Source organism: Ralstonia flatus (assembly GCF_958439105.1).
Lineage (GTDB): Bacteria > Pseudomonadota > Gammaproteobacteria > Burkholderiales > Burkholderiaceae > Ralstonia > Ralstonia flatus.
Map to the genome: position 1 here is coordinate 39537 of NZ_CAUDLI010000006.1, position 14651 is coordinate 54187.

Sequence of the window (14651 nt, forward strand, 5' to 3'; positions counted from 1 at the left end):
GGGCTGCTTTTTTCGTCTGCGCCGGCCAATGACACCCGCCGGCACATACTTGCCTTAGCGCTTGCGACGCAGGCGCGCGATCGCCGCCAACTGCGCAGCGGCCACGGCCAGTTCACTTTGCGCACGGGCCAGATCCAGGTCGCTGCTTTGGTTCTGCAGCGCCTCTTCTGCCGCACGCTTGGCTTCGTTCGCCTTGGCTTCGTCCAGGTCGTGACCGCGGATTGCGGTATCGGCCAGCACGGTCACCTTCTTCGGCTGCACTTCGAGAATGCCACCGGCAACGAACACGAACTCTTCGCCGCCATCTTCCTTCTCGATGCGCACGGCGCCCGGCTTGATGCGCGTGATCAGCGGCGTGTGGCCGGGCAGAATGCCCAGCTCGCCGGCTTCACCAGGCAGCGCCACGAACTTGGCATTGCCGGAGAAGATCTCGTGCTCAGCGCTGACGACGTCTACATGAATGGTTGCCATCTCGATTCCTTTGCTCAGAAAAGCGGCTCCCTGAAGGGGCTTCAGGAAGCCAGTACTGGCGCCGGCTTACGCACGGTGCCAGACGTTGCTCTTACTGGAGCTTCTTGGCCTTCTCGAAGGCTTCGTCGATCGAGCCGACCATGTAGAACGCCTGTTCCGGCAGGTGATCGCACTCGCCGTCCACCAGCATCTTGAAGCCGCGGATGGTTTCCTTCAGCGGCACGTACTTGCCCGGCGAGCCCGTGAACACTTCTGCAACGTGGAACGGCTGCGACAGGAAACGCTGGATCTTACGGGCGCGGCCCACAGCCAGCTTGTCTTCCGGCGACAGTTCGTCCATGCCCAGAATCGCGATGATGTCGCGCAGTTCCTTGTAGCGCTGCAGCGTCTTCTTCACGCGGTCGGCGACTTCGTAGTGCTCTTGGCCGACCACTTGCGGGTCGAGCTGGCGCGACGTCGAGTCGAGCGGATCCACTGCGGGGTAGATACCCAGTGCAGCGATGTCACGCGACAGCACAACGGTCGAGTCCAGGTGCAGGAAGGTCGTTGCCGGCGACGGGTCGGTCAAGTCATCGGCAGGCACGTACACGGCCTGGATCGACGTGATCGAGCCGGTCTTGGTCGACGTAATACGTTCCTGCAGCTTGCCCATTTCTTCAGCCAGCGTCGGCTGATAGCCCACGGCGGAAGGCATACGGCCCAGCAGTGCCGACACTTCGGTACCGGCCAGGGTGTAGCGGTAGATGTTGTCGACGAAGAACAGGATGTCACGGCCTTCGTCGCGGAAGCGCTCGGCCATCGTCAGGCCGGTCAGCGCCACGCGCAGACGGTTGCCCGGCGGCTCGTTCATCTGGCCGAACACCATGGCCACCTTGTCGAGCACGTTGGAGTCCTTCATTTCGTGGTAGAAGTCGTTGCCCTCACGGGTACGCTCGCCCACGCCAGCAAACACCGACAAGCCCGAGTGCTGCTTGGCGATGTTGTTGATCAGCTCCATCATGTTCACGGTCTTGCCGACGCCGGCGCCACCGAACAGACCCACCTTACCGCCCTTGGCGAACGGGCAGACCAGGTCGATCACCTTGATGCCGGTTTCCAGCAGGTCCACCGACGGCGACAGTTCGTCGAACTTCGGGGCCTTCTGGTGAATGGCGCGCTTCTCGTCGGACGCGATCGGACCAGCTTCGTCGATCGGGCGACCCAGCACGTCCATGATGCGGCCCAGCGTGCCGTGACCAACCGGCACCGAGATCGGCGCACCGGTGGTCGCCACGCGCATGCCGCGACGCAGACCGTCGGACGAGCCCAGCGCAATGGTACGCACCACGCCGTCGCCCAGCTGTTGTTGCACTTCGAAGGTCAGGCCCTTCTCGGCGAACGAAGCGTCGTTGCTGTCGTCCAGCACCAGCGCGTCGTAGACCTTCGGCATCGCGTCGCGCGGGAACTGAATGTCCACCACGGCGCCGATGCACTGCACGATATTTCCGTTTGCGATACTCATTTGTATCTCCAATAACTTGATTCTTTGCCGTGGCTATCAGACTGCAGCTGCGCCGCTGACGATCTCGGACAGTTCCTTCGTGATCGCTGCCTGACGGGTCTTGTTGTAGACCAGTTGCAGTTCGCCGATCACGTTCTTCGCGTTGTCCGAAGCCGCCTTCATCGCCACCATCCGGGCCGATTGCTCGGACGCCATGTTCTCGGCCACCGCCTGGTACACCAGCGCCTCGACGTAGCGGATCAGCAGCTCGTCGACCACCGTTTGCGCATCCGGCTCGTAGATGTAGTCCCACGAGTAGGCCTGCTTCTCGGCGTCGGTCTGCGCGAGCTTGTCGGCGGTCAGCGGCAGCAGCTGCTCGACCACCGGCTCCTGCTTCATCGTGTTGATGAAGCGGGTGTACGCTAGGTACACGGCATCGATCTGGCCTGCGTTGAACGCGTCCAGCTGCACCTTGATCGCACCGATCAGCTTTTCCAGATGCGGCGTGTCGCCCAGATGCACGACGTTCGAGACGACCTTGGCACCGACGCGGCCCAGGAACTGCATGCCCTTGGTACCGATGGCGGTGGTTTGCGTCTCAACGCCCTTGTTCTGCAGATCGCGCAGTTGGGTAGTGACGGCACGCAGCACGTTGGTGTTCAAGCCACCGCACAGGCCCTTGTCCGTCGTCACCACGATCAGGCCGGCACGCTTGATGTCGCGTGCCACCATGAACGGGTGCTTGTACTCCGGATTGGCCAGTGCCATGTGCGCAGCCACGTTGCGGATCTTCTCGGCGTACGGGCGGGCAGCACGCATCCGTTCCTGCGCCTTGCGCATCTTCGATGCGGCGACCATTTCCATCGCCTTGGTGATCTTGCGCGTGTTTTGCACGCTCTTGATCTTGGTGCGGATTTCTTTTGTTCCGGCCATTTCTTCCTCTCCGTTCAAACCTGGTCACGCAGGCTACGCGTGACCAGTTTCGGGAATGACGCGGTTAGAACGCGGCGGACTTCTTGAAATCCTCGATCGCGGCACGCAGGGCGGCCTCATCTTCCTTCGACAGATCCTTCGTATCTTCGATGCGGTTGATGAGATCGGCGTACTTCGTCTTCAGCGTGTCGTGCAGGCCCTTTTCGAAAGCCAGGATGTCCTTCACGTCCACGTTGTCGAGGAAGCCGTTGTTGGCTGCGTACAGCGACGCGGCCAGCTGCCACACTTGCAGCGGCTGGTATTGCGGCTGCTTGAGCAGTTCGGTCACGCGGCGGCCGCGCTCGAGCTGCTTGCGGGTCGCTTCGTCCAGGTCGGAAGCAAACTGCGCGAACGCAGCCAGTTCACGATACTGAGCCAAGTCGGTACGGATACCGCCCGACAGCTTCTTGATGACCTTGGTCTGAGCAGCACCACCCACACGCGACACCGAAATACCGGCGTTGATTGCGGGGCGCACACCGGCGTTGAACAGATCGGTTTCCAGGAAGATCTGGCCGTCGGTAATCGAGATCACGTTGGTCGGAACGAACGCGGACACGTCGCCGGCCTGCGTTTCGATCACGGGCAGTGCGGTCAGCGAACCGGTCTTGCCCTTGACTTCACCGTTGGTGATCTTCTCGATGTGATCGGCGTTCACACGTGCAGCGCGCTCCAGCAGACGCGAGTGCAGGTAGAACACGTCACCCGGGTAAGCTTCGCGGCCAGGCGGGCGGCGCAGCAGCAGCGAAACCTGACGGTACGCCCAAGCTTGCTTGGTCAGATCGTCATACACGATCAGGGCGTCTTCGCCGCGGTCGCGGAAGTATTCGCCCATCGTGCAGCCGGCGTAGGCCGACAGGTACTGCATGGCAGCGGAGTCCGAAGCGGCAGCGGCCACCACGATCGTGTATTCCAGCGCGCCGTGCTCTTCGAGCTTGCGCACCACGTTGGCGATCGTCGAAGCCTTCTGGCCGATTGCCACGTACACGCAGAAGATGCCCTTGCCCTTCTGGTTGATGATGGCGTCGACTGCAACAGCGGTCTTGCCGGTCTGGCGGTCGCCGATGATCAGCTCACGCTGGCCACGGCCGATCGGCACCATTGCGTCGATCGACTTCAGGCCGGTCTGCACCGGCTGGCTCACCGATTGACGTGCGATCACGCCCGGAGCGACCTTTTCGATCACGTCCGTCTTCTTGGCGTTGATCGGGCCCTTGCCGTCGATCGGCTGGCCCAGTGCGTTGACCACGCGGCCCAGCAGTTCCGGGCCAACCGGCACTTCCAGAATGCGGCCCGTGCACTTGACTTCGTCGCCTTCGGAAATGTGCTCGTATTCACCCAGCACCACAGCGCCGACGGAGTCGCGCTCGAGGTTCAGCGCGAGGCCGAACGTGTTGCCCGGGAATTCCAGCATTTCGCCTTGCATCACGCCCGACAGGCCATGAATGCGGCAGATACCGTCCGTCACGGAGATGACCGTGCCGGTGTTCTTTGCGTCAGCGCCAGCCTTCAAGCCCTCGATACGGGTCTTGATCAGGTCGCTGATCTCGGAGGGGTTCAGTTGCATCGAATGCTCCTAATTCTTCAATCTGTCTGCGGGCGCGATATCGTCGATTGCATCGGCGCCTCGCGAAACAGCATTACGCGGCGGTCAGCGCAGACTGCATCTGCGTCAGGCGCGCGCGCACCGAGGTGTCGAGCACTTCGTCGCCAATCTGCACACGCACGCCGCCGATCAACGAAGGATCGACGCTCACGTGAGCCTGCAGCTTCTTGCCGAACTTGCGTTCAAGCGTGGCGACCAGTTCGGTCAGGGGCGCGCCCTCAAGCGGGAACGCACTGGTGATCTCGACGTCGGCGGCGCCTTCGCTGGCGTTCCGCAGCACATGGAATTGCGCGGCAATTTCCGGCAGCAGCGACAGGCGCTTGTTGGCCACCAGCAGGCCAACCAGTTCCTTCGCCTCATGCGAAACCGGAGATTTCAGCGCCGACAGGAAGATCCCCGCCACATCGGCTTTGGAGAGCTTCGGATCATCGGCGATTGCCTTCATGTCAGGCACGGCGGCAATTTGCCCCATTTCCGACACAAGCTCAGACCATGCACCCAGATTGCCGGCCTTCGCCACGCGGAACAGCGCCTCTGCGTACGGACGGGCAACGGTTGCGAGTTCTGCCATGATTACAGCTCAGCCTTGAGTTGATTGAGCAGATCGGCGTGGACCTGCGCATTGACTTCACGCTTGAGGATCTGCTCGGCACCCTTGACGGCCAGCGTGGCAACCTGGTCACGCAGCGATTCACGCGCGCGCACGGTTTGCTGCTCGGCTTCGGCCTTGGCTTGCGCGATGATGCGCGCGGCTTCGGCTTGGGCGTTTTGCTTGATCTCTTCGGCGCTCATCTGGGCACGCTTTTCAGCGTCCGCGATGCGTTGCGCGCCTTCATTGCGCGCTTCGGTCAGTGCCTGCTCGACCCGCTTGTTGGCCAGCTCCAGCTCAGCCTTGCCCTTATCGGCAGCGGCCAGGCCATCGGCGATTTTCTTCGCGCGTTCGTCGAGCGCCTTCACCAGGGGCGGCCAAATGAATTTGGCAACAACCCACCACAGGATGAAGAACACGACCATCTGCGCGACGAGTGTGGCGTTCAGGTTCATGGTGTGTTCCTTTCGGTATTGAGACTACGGATCAATGCACGAAGCGGCGAGGGTCACGCGGAGCGTTCACCCAGGCCGCCTCCGGCATCATGCAGACCGAAAAGAATTACTTGATGACCGACAGCAGCGGGTTGGCGAACGCGAACAGCATGGCCACACCAACACCGATCAGGAATGCCGCGTCGATCAGGCCAGCCAGCAGGAACATCTTCGTTTGCAGCGGGTTCATCAGTTCAGGCTGACGTGCGCAGGCTTCGATGTACTTGCCGCCCATCAGTGCGATGCCGAGGCAGGCGCCGATAGCACCCAGGCCGATGATGATGCCGATACCGATGGCGGTCAGACCTTGGATGTTGGCGAGAAATGCTTGCATGATGACTCCCTTTTACGTGAAAGACTAAGAACTTGAGAACTTGGAAAAATCAAACGGAACCGGAGAACCTGAACCGCAACTACTTAGTGGTGCTCATGTGCCTGGCCGATATACACCAGCGTCAGCATCATGAAGATGAAGGCTTGCAGCAGCACGATCAGGATGTGGAAGATCGCCCACACTGCGCCAGCCACCACGTGACCCACGAAACCCAGCGCCGACGTGTCAGCACCGAACGTCCAGACCGAGCCAAGCAGCGCGATCAGCAGGAACACCAGTTCGCCCGCGTACATGTTGCCGAACAACCGCATGCCCAGCGACACAGCCTTGGCGAGGAATTCAATGATGTTGAGGATCAGGTTGAACGGCGCGAGATACCACTTGGCGCCGAACGGGGCCGACAGCAGCTCGTGCGCGAAGCCGCCCGTGCCCTTGATCTTGAAGCTGTAGTAAATCATCAGGATCAGCACGGCGAACGACATGCCGAACGTACCGTTCAGATCGGCCGTGGCCACCGCGCGGTGGTGCGGCACGTGCACACCGAAGGTACCGAGGAGGTGGTTGACGCCCGTGACCCAGTCCACCGGGATCAAGTCGACCGCGTTCATCAGCGTGACCCACACGAAGACCATCAGCGCCAGCGGAGCGATCCACGAACGATCGCCGTGGATGATGCCCTTGGCTTGGTCATCGACCATCTCGACGACGAGTTCAACGAAAGCCTGGAAGCGCCCCGGAACGCCGGCGGTAACGCGACGTGCAGCGATGCCCAGGAAGATGATGCCGATCAGGCCCATCAACACGGACCAGAACATCGTGTCCCAGTTGATGACGGAGAAGTCGACGACGGAGGCCTGTTTGCCGCCGATGCTATTGAAATTCTGCAAATGCTCCGCGATATACGCGGAAGGCGTGAGAGCGTGCTCGGCGGCGTGGCCGGCGGCTTCTGCGACTTCAGTTGCCATGATGATTCAGTCCAATATTGCGAAACATTCTTCGTGATCCGTTCCGACCCGCGCCCGATTCAGCCAGGTGTCTCCTGGAGATCGCGGACTGCACGCGGCTGAAACGCGCCACCTTATTCTTGCGGGGTGTCAGCGCAATGAACCGGGCTTCTCCTGCCTCAGGTCCTTGCCGTATGCCAACACACCAGTGTGCCCGCCATGTCGCGGTGGGCTGGAGCCGCCTCAACGCGCTATCGCAGCGCGAGACCGACCCAATACATCTTGAGCGCCAGGATCAGGGTGATCAGCAAGGGCGGCCAATGCAGGCCCTTGAACACCACCACCACGATCACCAGCAGCGCGACCGTGCCAAGCACCTTGATCGCTTCGCCCACCACGAGGCGGGCGATGGATTCGAACCCCTTGGCCGTCGACAGCCGCATCGCGAACCATGCCGAAGGCACCACGCATACGCCGCCGCCCAGCAGCGCCGACAATCCGGCCTCGGCAGCTGACGCAGCGCCCGTGCCCGCGAACCAACTGCCGACATACCAACCGAGCGCACACAACAGTGTGATGGCCACCTGGCCGAGCACGATGGAAAAGGGCGTGATACGCGAGGCCTGCACAGCCTGCTCGCCAAACAGGGCGACCGCTTCGTCATGCGAGAGCACATGCACCGGCGGCTCCGCCTGCTCCTCATCGTCCCAACTGTCGTGCTTCGGATCCTGCACCGACTGAGGCCGGGCGGCTTTCAACGAAGCGTAAGAATCGGGCCGTTGCCGGTCAGCTGGCTGCATGGAAGAATGTGCTTTCATCATGCCGCACCGCTTTGGGTCAGGCGGATTTAAAACCGCACGATTTTACGGGACATGGCGTTCGCCAGTCAACGCACAAGCGAACGCTCGTGCGGGCGCCTTCGACAGCACTTCGCGCGGCCGTGTTCCGTTCGGCGCGCGCAATGCGGTGCTGCTGCCGGGGCACCGAATCCGCCTGATGGAGCGGCGCCCGGTTGATTCCATGATGGTGTCGGTAGCGCCTAGCGTCGATGACGTGTGAGGTAATCGCACCAATTCCGTGCGAGTCGGCGCCCGCAAATGGCGCAGCGGCAGGGATTCCGGCGCCTGCGTCAAACTGTCGCAGATCGAGCTCAGGCGGCCTCTTCGCCGGCGTCGGGGCGCAGGCGCGCCAGCAGCCCGTCAAACTCATCAAGGCTGCTGAACTGCACGGTCAGCTGACCGCGTCCCTTGGCCGCCAGCTTGATCTGCACACCCAAGCCGAGCTGGTCGGCCAGTTCTTCTTCGAGACGCGCCACGTCGCGGCCGCCTTGGTGCCCGCCCTTCTGCTTCAGGGATTTCAGCTCGAACGGCTTGAGCGTCGACGCCACCAGCTTTTCCGTTTCGCGCACCGACAGGCGCTTGTTGACGATCTGGTTCGCCAATGTGATCTGCGTCGCACCGTCGACGGCGAGCAGCGCGCGGGCGTGGCCCATGTCGAGGTCGCCGGCCATCAGCATGGTCTGCACGGGCTGGGCGAGATTCAACAGGCGCAGCAGGTTCGAGACCGCGCTGCGTGAACGCCCGACCGATTCCGCCGCCTGCTCGTGTGTGAACTGGAATTCCCGCACCAGGCGCGCGATGCCCTGCGCTTCTTCCAGCGGGTTGAGGTCTTCGCGCTGGATGTTTTCGATCAGCGCCATGGCGGCGGCCGATTCATCCGGCACGTCCTTCACGAGGACGGGCACTTCGGTCAGACCGGCGAGGCGCGATGCGCGGAAGCGGCGTTCACCCGCGATGATTTCGTACTTCGGCTTCGCGCCGTCGGACTCGACCTTGCGCACCAGAATCGGCTGCATCAGGCCTTGGGCGCGGATGCTCGCGGCAAGCTCCTGCAGCGCGCCTTCGTCCATGCGCGTGCGCGGCTGATATTTGCCGGGCTGCATCTGCTCCAGCTTCAGGACCGTCGGCGCGCCCTCCTGCTTGGCGGCTTCGACAATCTCGGCCGGGCTGCCGAGCAGCGCTTCGAGGCCGCGGCCCAGTCCCTTTTTCTTCATCGTGCTCATGTTGTTCCTCTTGCTGCTCAGGCCGGCATGTCGGCCATCTGCCGCACGCGCGCGATCATCTCGGCGCCGAAATCCAGATAGGCCTTCGCCCCCTTCGATGCCACGTCAAACGCCACGCCCGGCATGCCGTACGACGGCGCCTCGGCCAGACGCACGTTGCGCGGGATGACCGTCTTGAATACCTTGTCGCCGAAGTGCGATTCGAGCTGCGCCGACACCTGCTGCTGCAGCGTCACGCGCGGGTCGAACATCACGCGCAACAGCCCGATCACCTTGAGATCGCGGTTCAGGTTGGCGTGCACCTGCTTGATGGTGTTGACGAGATCCGAGAGGCCTTCGAGCGCGAAGTACTCGCACTGCATCGGCACGACCACGCCATGCGCGGCGCACAGGCCGTTGAGCGTCAGCAGCGACAGCGACGGCGGGCAGTCGATGAGGACGAAGTCGTAGTCGGCTTCCACCTCGGCGAGCGCAAGCTTGAGGCGGTTTTCGCGATGTTCCAGATCGACGAGTTCGACTTCGGCGCCGGCCAGGTCGCGGTTGGCGGGCAGGACGTCGTAGCGCCCTGCCTCCGAACGCTGGCGTGCCTGCGGAATCGTCGCGAGCCCAACAAGGACCTGGTAGACGCTGAATTCCAGCGTGTGCTTATCGATGCCCGAGCCCATCGAGGCATTGCCCTGCGGGTCGAGGTCGACCAGCAGCACGCGCTGCCCTTGCGCGGCCAGCCCGGCCGCGAGATTCACCGTGGTGGTGGTCTTGCCGACCCCACCCTTCTGGTTGGCGATCACGAAAATATTCGACATGACTCCTCTGCGGTGAATGGCTCGCTACAACGTTCGCTCACGCCGACGGCGCGAGGATGACCAGGTGACGCTCGGCCGGCAGCCCCGGCACGGTCAGGCGCTCGATGGCTTCGACGGCCCAGCCGGCGGGCAGACGATCGATTTCGGCATCCGGGCGCACGCCCTTCATGGCGACCATGCGACCGCCCGGGGCGAGCAGATGCCCAGCCAGATTTACGAAATCGACCAGTTCGGCAAAGGCGCGCGAGGTGATGACGCCATAGCCGGTGGCATCGGTCAGCTTTTCCACGTGGCCCCAATGCGACTGAGCGTTGGTCAGGCCAAGCTCGGCGCGGCACTGCGTCAGGAAGGCGGTCTTTTTCTGCACGATGTCGACCATCGTGACGCTGACATCCGGATAGGCGATGGCCAGCGGAATGCCCGGCAGGCCGCCGCCCGAACCGACGTCCAGCACGCGCGGTGCGTCGGGTTGCGCACGGCGGGCCAGCTCGGCGATGCACGATACGGCCGACAGCGAATCCAGCAGGTGATGCGTCAGCATGTCGCCGGCATCACGAATGGCGGTCAGGTTATAGACGCGGTTCCATTTGGCCAGCAGCCCTTGGTACGCCAGTAAACGGTCGACTTGCGCTTCATCCAGCGACAACCCAAGCGCACGCGCGCCGGCCTCCAGCTCTGCCCGGGCGTCTGTCAGTGCATTCGCCATCAAGCGGCCTCGCCTTCTGCACTGGCGCGCGGGCCGACTTGGCCACGCAGCACGCCCTTCTTCAAATGCACAAGCAGCAGTGACACGGCGGCGGGCGTGATGCCGGAGATACGCGAAGCCTGCCCAATGGTTTCCGGCTTGTGCTTGGCGAGCTTCTGCTGGACCTCGATCGACAGGCCACGCACCTGCGAATAGTCAAAATCGGCCGGCAGGCGCGTGTTTTCGTTGGCGCCGAGGCGCTCGACTTCATCGGCTTGCCGGGCGATGTATCCGTGGTATTTGATGCCGATCTCGACCTGCTCGCGGATCTGCTCGGCCAGCAACGGGTCTTCAGCCAAGGGCGATTCGAGCGCGTACTTGCCGCCCTGCATACCCATGAGCGTTTCGTACGTCACGTTCGGGCGGCGCAGCAAGTCGGCCAAGGCGTACTCCCGCTCAATGCCCTTGCCCAGCACCGGCTCGGCATCTTCCAACGGAAGCGTGGCCGGATTCACCCAGGTCGACTTGAGACGCTCTGTTTCACGTGAAACAGCGTCGCGCTTCCGGTTGAACGCATCCCAGCGCGCATCGTCGACGACGCCCAACGCGCGGCCGACTTCGGTCAGGCGCATGTCGGCGTTGTCTTCACGCAGGCTGAGGCGGAACTCAGCCCGGCTGGTGAACATACGATACGGCTCGGTCACGCCGCGGGTGATGAGATCGTCAACCAGCACGCCCAGATAAGCCTGGTCGCGCCGAGGCGTCCAGGCATCCTTGCCCTGCACTTGCAGGCCGGCGTTGATGCCTGCGAGCAGGCCTTGCGCCGCGGCCTCTTCATAACCGGTCGTCCCGTTGATCTGGCCGGCGAAGAACAAACCGGAAATCGCCTTCGATTCCAGCGAAGACTTGAGGCCGCGCGGATCGAAATAGTCATATTCGATGGCGTAACCGGGCCGCAGGATGTGGGCGTTTTCGAGCCCGCGCATCGAGTGGATCAGGTCCAGCTGCACATCAAACGGCAGGCTGGTCGACACGCCGTTCGGGTAAAACTCGTTCGTCGTCAGGCCTTCCGGCTCCAGGAAGATCTGGTGGCTGTCCTTGCTGGCAAAGCGGTGGATCTTGTCTTCGATGCTGGGGCAGTAGCGCGGTCCCACCCCTTCGATCACGCCCGTGTACATCGGGGAGCGGTCCAGCCCGGCGCGGATGATGTCGTGCGTGCGCTCGTTGGTGTGCGTCACCCAGCATGGCACTTGGCGCGGATGCATGTCCGCGCGGCCCATGAACGAGAACACCGGCACCGGATCGAGATCGCCCGGTTGCTCTTCGAGCACCGAAAAATTGATGGACCGGCCATCGATGCGCGGCGGCGTACCGGTCTTGAGGCGCCCTTGCGACAGCTTCAATTCCTTCAAACGCGCCGACAGCGATACCGCGGCGGGGTCGCCCGCGCGCCCGCCGGTGTAGTTATTCAGCCCGACGTGGATCTTGCCATCCAGGAACGTCCCGGCCGTCAGCACGACAGCGCGTGCGCGGAACCGCACGCCGACCTGCGTCACCGCCCCAACGACACGATCCCCTTCAACAAGCAGGTCTTCCACGGCCTGCTGGAACAACATCAAGTTCGGCTGGTTTTCGAGGCGATGGCGGATCGCTGCCTTATACAGCACGCGGTCTGCCTGAGCACGCGTCGCCCGCACGGCCGGGCCCTTGCTGGAATTGAGGATACGGAACTGGATGCCGCCCTCGTCCGTCGCGATGGCCATGGCCCCGCCCAAGGCGTCCACTTCCTTGACCAGATGGCCTTTGCCGATGCCCCCGATGGACGGATTGCAGCTCATCTGCCCCAGCGTCTCGATGTTGTGCGTCAGCAGCAGGGTCTGACACCCCATGCGCGCTGCCGCCAGCGCGGCCTCGGTGCCGGCGTGTCCGCCGCCCACCACGATCACATCGAATTCAATTGGATACAGCATGGCTTCCTCCTCGCATGGAGGCATCAAAAATTTGGAGAAGCGGAATTATAAGTCGGGCGGCTACACCGCAGTTCGGCCGTGCGGCAATCGGGACGAAATTCCCCTGCTTTCCGTGTTTCACGTGAGACATGCACCGCTTGGTCGCGACGTTTGTGTTTCACGTGAAACACATTCCGCCGACGGTTACTCACCTCTGGCCGAGCGCGCCTGCAGAAAATCGATGAAGACGCGCAGCTTGCCTGGCATTAGCGGCATGCGGGGGAAATAGAGATGGAAGCGATACATCGGCGGGCACCAGTCATCAAGCACCCGAACCAAGCGGCCAGCCCCCACATCGTCGGCGACGAGGTCTTCCAGCACGTGCGCCAAGCCCACGCCCTGCTTCGCCGCCTCGACCATCGCCAGCACGTCATTGGCGATGAAGCTGCCGGCCACATCCGCCGACTGGTTGGTGCCACCGCCGGGCGCGGCAAACTCCCAGTCGTACAAGGCGCCGCTGCTGGGAAAGCGGTATCGGATGCAGCGATGGCCGCGCAGGGCGTCCGGCGATTCGGGCGTGCCACGTGCCTGCAGATACGCTGGACTGCCGACCACCGCGATGCGGCGCGCCGGTCCGATCGGCACGCCCACCATGTCGCGCTCGACACGCTCGCCGAAGCGAATGCCGACATCAAAGCGGTCGGCGACGATGGCGGACAAGCCGTCGTCCACCGAAACCTCCAGTTCGATGCGCGGATAGCGCGCGAGGAAATCGCCCAGCACCGGCTGCAGCACCGCCTGATACGCGACACGTGAAGCCGTCACACGCAAGGCGCCGCGCGGCTCTGTGGCGCGCTCCCCCACTTCGGCCATCGCGCCGTACAGCGCATCGAGGCTCGGCCGCACGACCGCGAGCAAGGCTTCGCCCGCTTCCGTGGCACTGACCTGCCGCGTGGTCCGCGCCAACAATTGCGCGCCGAGCGCGGACTCCAACCGCCGGATGGTCTGCGACAGCGCAGACGTCGAAACATCCAGCGCTGCGGCCGCCTGCGTGAAGCTCCCCGCCTCCGCCACGCGGCGCAGCGCATCGAGCGCGGGCAGCAGGTCCGGATCGATTGTGAATTCTGTCTTCATAGTGCATCCGATTCTATCCACTTAATCGGCGCGACCGCGCTGCCTAGACTGGCGACTCCTCTCCCTGACCTGACAAGGACTTCGCCATGCAGACACGACAACTCGGTCAATCCGACCTGCACATCTCTCCACTCGGCTTCGGCACGTGGGCCACGGGCGGCGGCAACTGGGAATATGGCTGGGGCGCGCAGGACGATCGCGATTCCATTGCCGCCATCGCCGCCGCTGCAGACGCCGGCATCAACTGGATCGACACCGCTGCCGCCTATGGGCTGGGCCACGCGGAAACGGTGGTCGGCCGCGCGCTGCGCACGTTGCCCGCAGACCGCCGCCCGTACGTGTTCACCAAGGGTTCGCTGGTGTGGGACGCGCTGGGGCGGATTTCGCATTCGCTCGACCCCGCATCGCTCTCACGTGAAATCGACGAGAGCCTGCGCCGCCTGAACGTGGAGGCGATCGACCTGTACCAGATCCACTGGCCGGCCTTCCCGCCCGGGGCGCCGGAACAATCGATCGAAGCCGCCATTGGCGCGCTGGCGGAGGCACGCCGCGCCGGCAAGATCCGCCATATCGGCGTGTCGAATTTCGATGCGGCGCAAATGGAACGCGCCCGCTCGGTCGCGCCGATCGCCTCGCTGCAACCGCCCTACTCGCTGCTGATGCGCGGCATCGAGGAATCCATCCTGCCGTACACGGCGGCGCATGGCATCGGCAACATCGTCTATTCGCCGCTGCAATCGGGACTGCTGTCGGGGCGCATGACGCGCGAGCGCATCGCCGCGCTGCCGGCCGATGACTGGCGCGCGCAGCGCAGCCCCGAATTTCAAGAGCCGAATCTGACGCGCAACCTGGCCCTGGTGGAGGTGCTGGGTGGCGTCGGCGCCCGGCATGGACGCACGCCTGCCGAAGTCGCCATCGCGTGGACGCTGCGCAACCCGGTGGTGACGGGCGCGATCGTCGGCGTGCGACGGCCGGATCAGCTTGACGGCCTGCTCGGCGCGGCCAGCCTGAAACTGACGGATGCGGATCTCGCGGAAATCGACGCTGCGCTGCCGGAAACCACGGCCTCGCCGGTGCCGCAAAGCGTCGTCAACGCTTGAGCCCTCCGCCAGACAAAGCAAAACGCAC

General features: G+C 63.4%; 15 protein-coding genes. 1 reads left to right on the top strand and 14 read right to left on the bottom strand.

The annotated features are described in order from the left end of the window. Nucleotides 1–54: 54 nt before the first annotated feature. From R2676_RS14835 to R2676_RS14900, 14 genes are all read right to left on the bottom strand, one after another. Nucleotides 55–471, bottom strand: a complete 417-nt coding sequence (locus tag R2676_RS14835; RefSeq protein WP_027678849.1) for a F0F1 ATP synthase subunit epsilon — start codon at nt 469–471, stop codon at nt 55–57. A gap of 91 nt (nt 472–562) precedes the next feature. Further along, nucleotides 563–1966 carry a F0F1 ATP synthase subunit beta gene (gene atpD, locus R2676_RS14840; protein ID WP_037028786.1) on the bottom strand — a complete coding sequence of 468 codons (1404 nt, stop codon included), beginning with the start codon at nt 1964–1966 and terminating at the stop codon, nt 563–565. Between the two features lie 42 nt (nt 1967–2008). After that, a complete protein-coding gene (gene atpG, locus R2676_RS14845; protein WP_027678848.1) occupies nt 2009–2884 on the bottom strand; it encodes a F0F1 ATP synthase subunit gamma in 876 nt (291 codons plus the stop codon). Between the two features lie 64 nt (nt 2885–2948). Continuing rightward, entirely contained in the window at nt 2949–4490 is a 1542-nt protein-coding gene (gene atpA / locus R2676_RS14850; RefSeq protein ID WP_009239556.1) for a F0F1 ATP synthase subunit alpha, read from the bottom strand. A gap of 73 nt (nt 4491–4563) precedes the next feature. After that, nucleotides 4564–5100, bottom strand: a complete 537-nt coding sequence (locus R2676_RS14855) for a F0F1 ATP synthase subunit delta (RefSeq protein ID WP_027678847.1) — start codon at nt 5098–5100, stop codon at nt 4564–4566. 2 nt (nt 5101–5102) lie between these two features. Then, a complete protein-coding gene (locus R2676_RS14860; RefSeq protein WP_009239554.1) occupies nt 5103–5573 on the bottom strand; it encodes a F0F1 ATP synthase subunit B in 471 nt (156 codons plus the stop codon). A 106-nt stretch (nt 5574–5679) separates the two neighbouring features. After that, nucleotides 5680–5946 (bottom strand): F0F1 ATP synthase subunit C, encoded by a 267-nt coding sequence (gene atpE, locus R2676_RS14865; protein ID WP_003262709.1) that lies wholly within the window; start codon nt 5944–5946, stop codon nt 5680–5682. Between the two features lie 83 nt (nt 5947–6029). Further along, nucleotides 6030–6911, bottom strand: a complete 882-nt coding sequence (gene atpB, locus R2676_RS14870; RefSeq protein ID WP_027678846.1) for a F0F1 ATP synthase subunit A — start codon at nt 6909–6911, stop codon at nt 6030–6032. A gap of 230 nt (nt 6912–7141) precedes the next feature. Then, on the bottom strand, nt 7142–7690 hold the full coding sequence (locus R2676_RS14875; RefSeq protein WP_102064005.1) for an ATP synthase subunit I: 549 nt from the start codon (nt 7688–7690) through the stop codon (nt 7142–7144). A gap of 350 nt (nt 7691–8040) precedes the next feature. Continuing rightward, nucleotides 8041–8952 (bottom strand): ParB/RepB/Spo0J family partition protein, encoded by a 912-nt coding sequence (locus R2676_RS14880; RefSeq protein ID WP_027678844.1) that lies wholly within the window; start codon nt 8950–8952, stop codon nt 8041–8043. Nucleotides 8953–8969: 17 nt separating this feature from the next. Beyond that, nucleotides 8970–9755 (bottom strand): ParA family protein, encoded by a 786-nt coding sequence (locus tag R2676_RS14885; protein ID WP_015855941.1) that lies wholly within the window; start codon nt 9753–9755, stop codon nt 8970–8972. A 37-nt stretch (nt 9756–9792) separates the two neighbouring features. Then, complete coding sequence (gene rsmG, locus R2676_RS14890) at nt 9793–10461, bottom strand: 16S rRNA (guanine(527)-N(7))-methyltransferase RsmG (protein ID WP_206273482.1); 669 nt, start codon at nt 10459–10461, stop codon at nt 9793–9795. Beyond that, nucleotides 10461–12410 (bottom strand): tRNA uridine-5-carboxymethylaminomethyl(34) synthesis enzyme MnmG, encoded by a 1950-nt coding sequence (gene mnmG, locus R2676_RS14895; RefSeq protein WP_316887264.1) that lies wholly within the window; start codon nt 12408–12410, stop codon nt 10461–10463. Before mnmG ends, rsmG begins: the two co-directional genes overlap by 1 nt. 183 nt (nt 12411–12593) lie before the next feature. Beyond that, nucleotides 12594–13523, bottom strand: a complete 930-nt coding sequence (locus R2676_RS14900) for a LysR family transcriptional regulator (protein WP_206273350.1) — start codon at nt 13521–13523, stop codon at nt 12594–12596. An 86-nt stretch (nt 13524–13609) separates the two neighbouring features. Here R2676_RS14900 and R2676_RS14905 point away from each other — a divergent pair, with 86 nt between their 5' ends. Further along, complete coding sequence (locus R2676_RS14905) at nt 13610–14623, top strand: aldo/keto reductase (RefSeq protein ID WP_206273351.1); 1014 nt, start codon at nt 13610–13612, stop codon at nt 14621–14623. Nucleotides 14624–14651 lie beyond the last annotated feature (28 nt).

Coding starts and splice junctions, on each gene's coding strand:
- R2676_RS14835 (WP_027678849.1), bottom strand. CDS start 471: ATGGCAACCATTCATGTAGACGTCGTCAGCGCTGAGCACGAGATCTTC.
- atpG (WP_027678848.1), bottom strand. CDS start 2,884: ATGGCCGGAACAAAAGAAATCCGCACCAAGATCAAGAGCGTGCAAAAC.
- atpA (WP_009239556.1), bottom strand. CDS start 4,490: ATGCAACTGAACCCCTCCGAGATCAGCGACCTGATCAAGACCCGTATC.
- R2676_RS14855 (WP_027678847.1), bottom strand. CDS start 5,100: ATGGCAGAACTCGCAACCGTTGCCCGTCCGTACGCAGAGGCGCTGTTC.
- R2676_RS14860 (WP_009239554.1), bottom strand. CDS start 5,573: ATGAACCTGAACGCCACACTCGTCGCGCAGATGGTCGTGTTCTTCATC.
- atpE (WP_003262709.1), bottom strand. CDS start 5,946: ATGCAAGCATTTCTCGCCAACATCCAAGGTCTGACCGCCATCGGTATC.
- atpB (WP_027678846.1), bottom strand. CDS start 6,911: ATGGCAACTGAAGTCGCAGAAGCCGCCGGCCACGCCGCCGAGCACGCT.
- R2676_RS14875 (WP_102064005.1), bottom strand. CDS start 7,690: ATGCAGCCAGCTGACCGGCAACGGCCCGATTCTTACGCTTCGTTGAAA.
- R2676_RS14880 (WP_027678844.1), bottom strand. CDS start 8,952: ATGAGCACGATGAAGAAAAAGGGACTGGGCCGCGGCCTCGAAGCGCTG.
- R2676_RS14885 (WP_015855941.1), bottom strand. CDS start 9,755: ATGTCGAATATTTTCGTGATCGCCAACCAGAAGGGTGGGGTCGGCAAG.
- rsmG (WP_206273482.1), bottom strand. CDS start 10,461: ATGGCGAATGCACTGACAGACGCCCGGGCAGAGCTGGAGGCCGGCGCG.
- mnmG (WP_316887264.1), bottom strand. CDS start 12,410: ATGCTGTATCCAATTGAATTCGATGTGATCGTGGTGGGCGGCGGACAC.
- R2676_RS14900 (WP_206273350.1), bottom strand. CDS start 13,523: ATGAAGACAGAATTCACAATCGATCCGGACCTGCTGCCCGCGCTCGAT.
- R2676_RS14905 (WP_206273351.1), top strand. CDS start 13,610: ATGCAGACACGACAACTCGGTCAATCCGACCTGCACATCTCTCCACTC.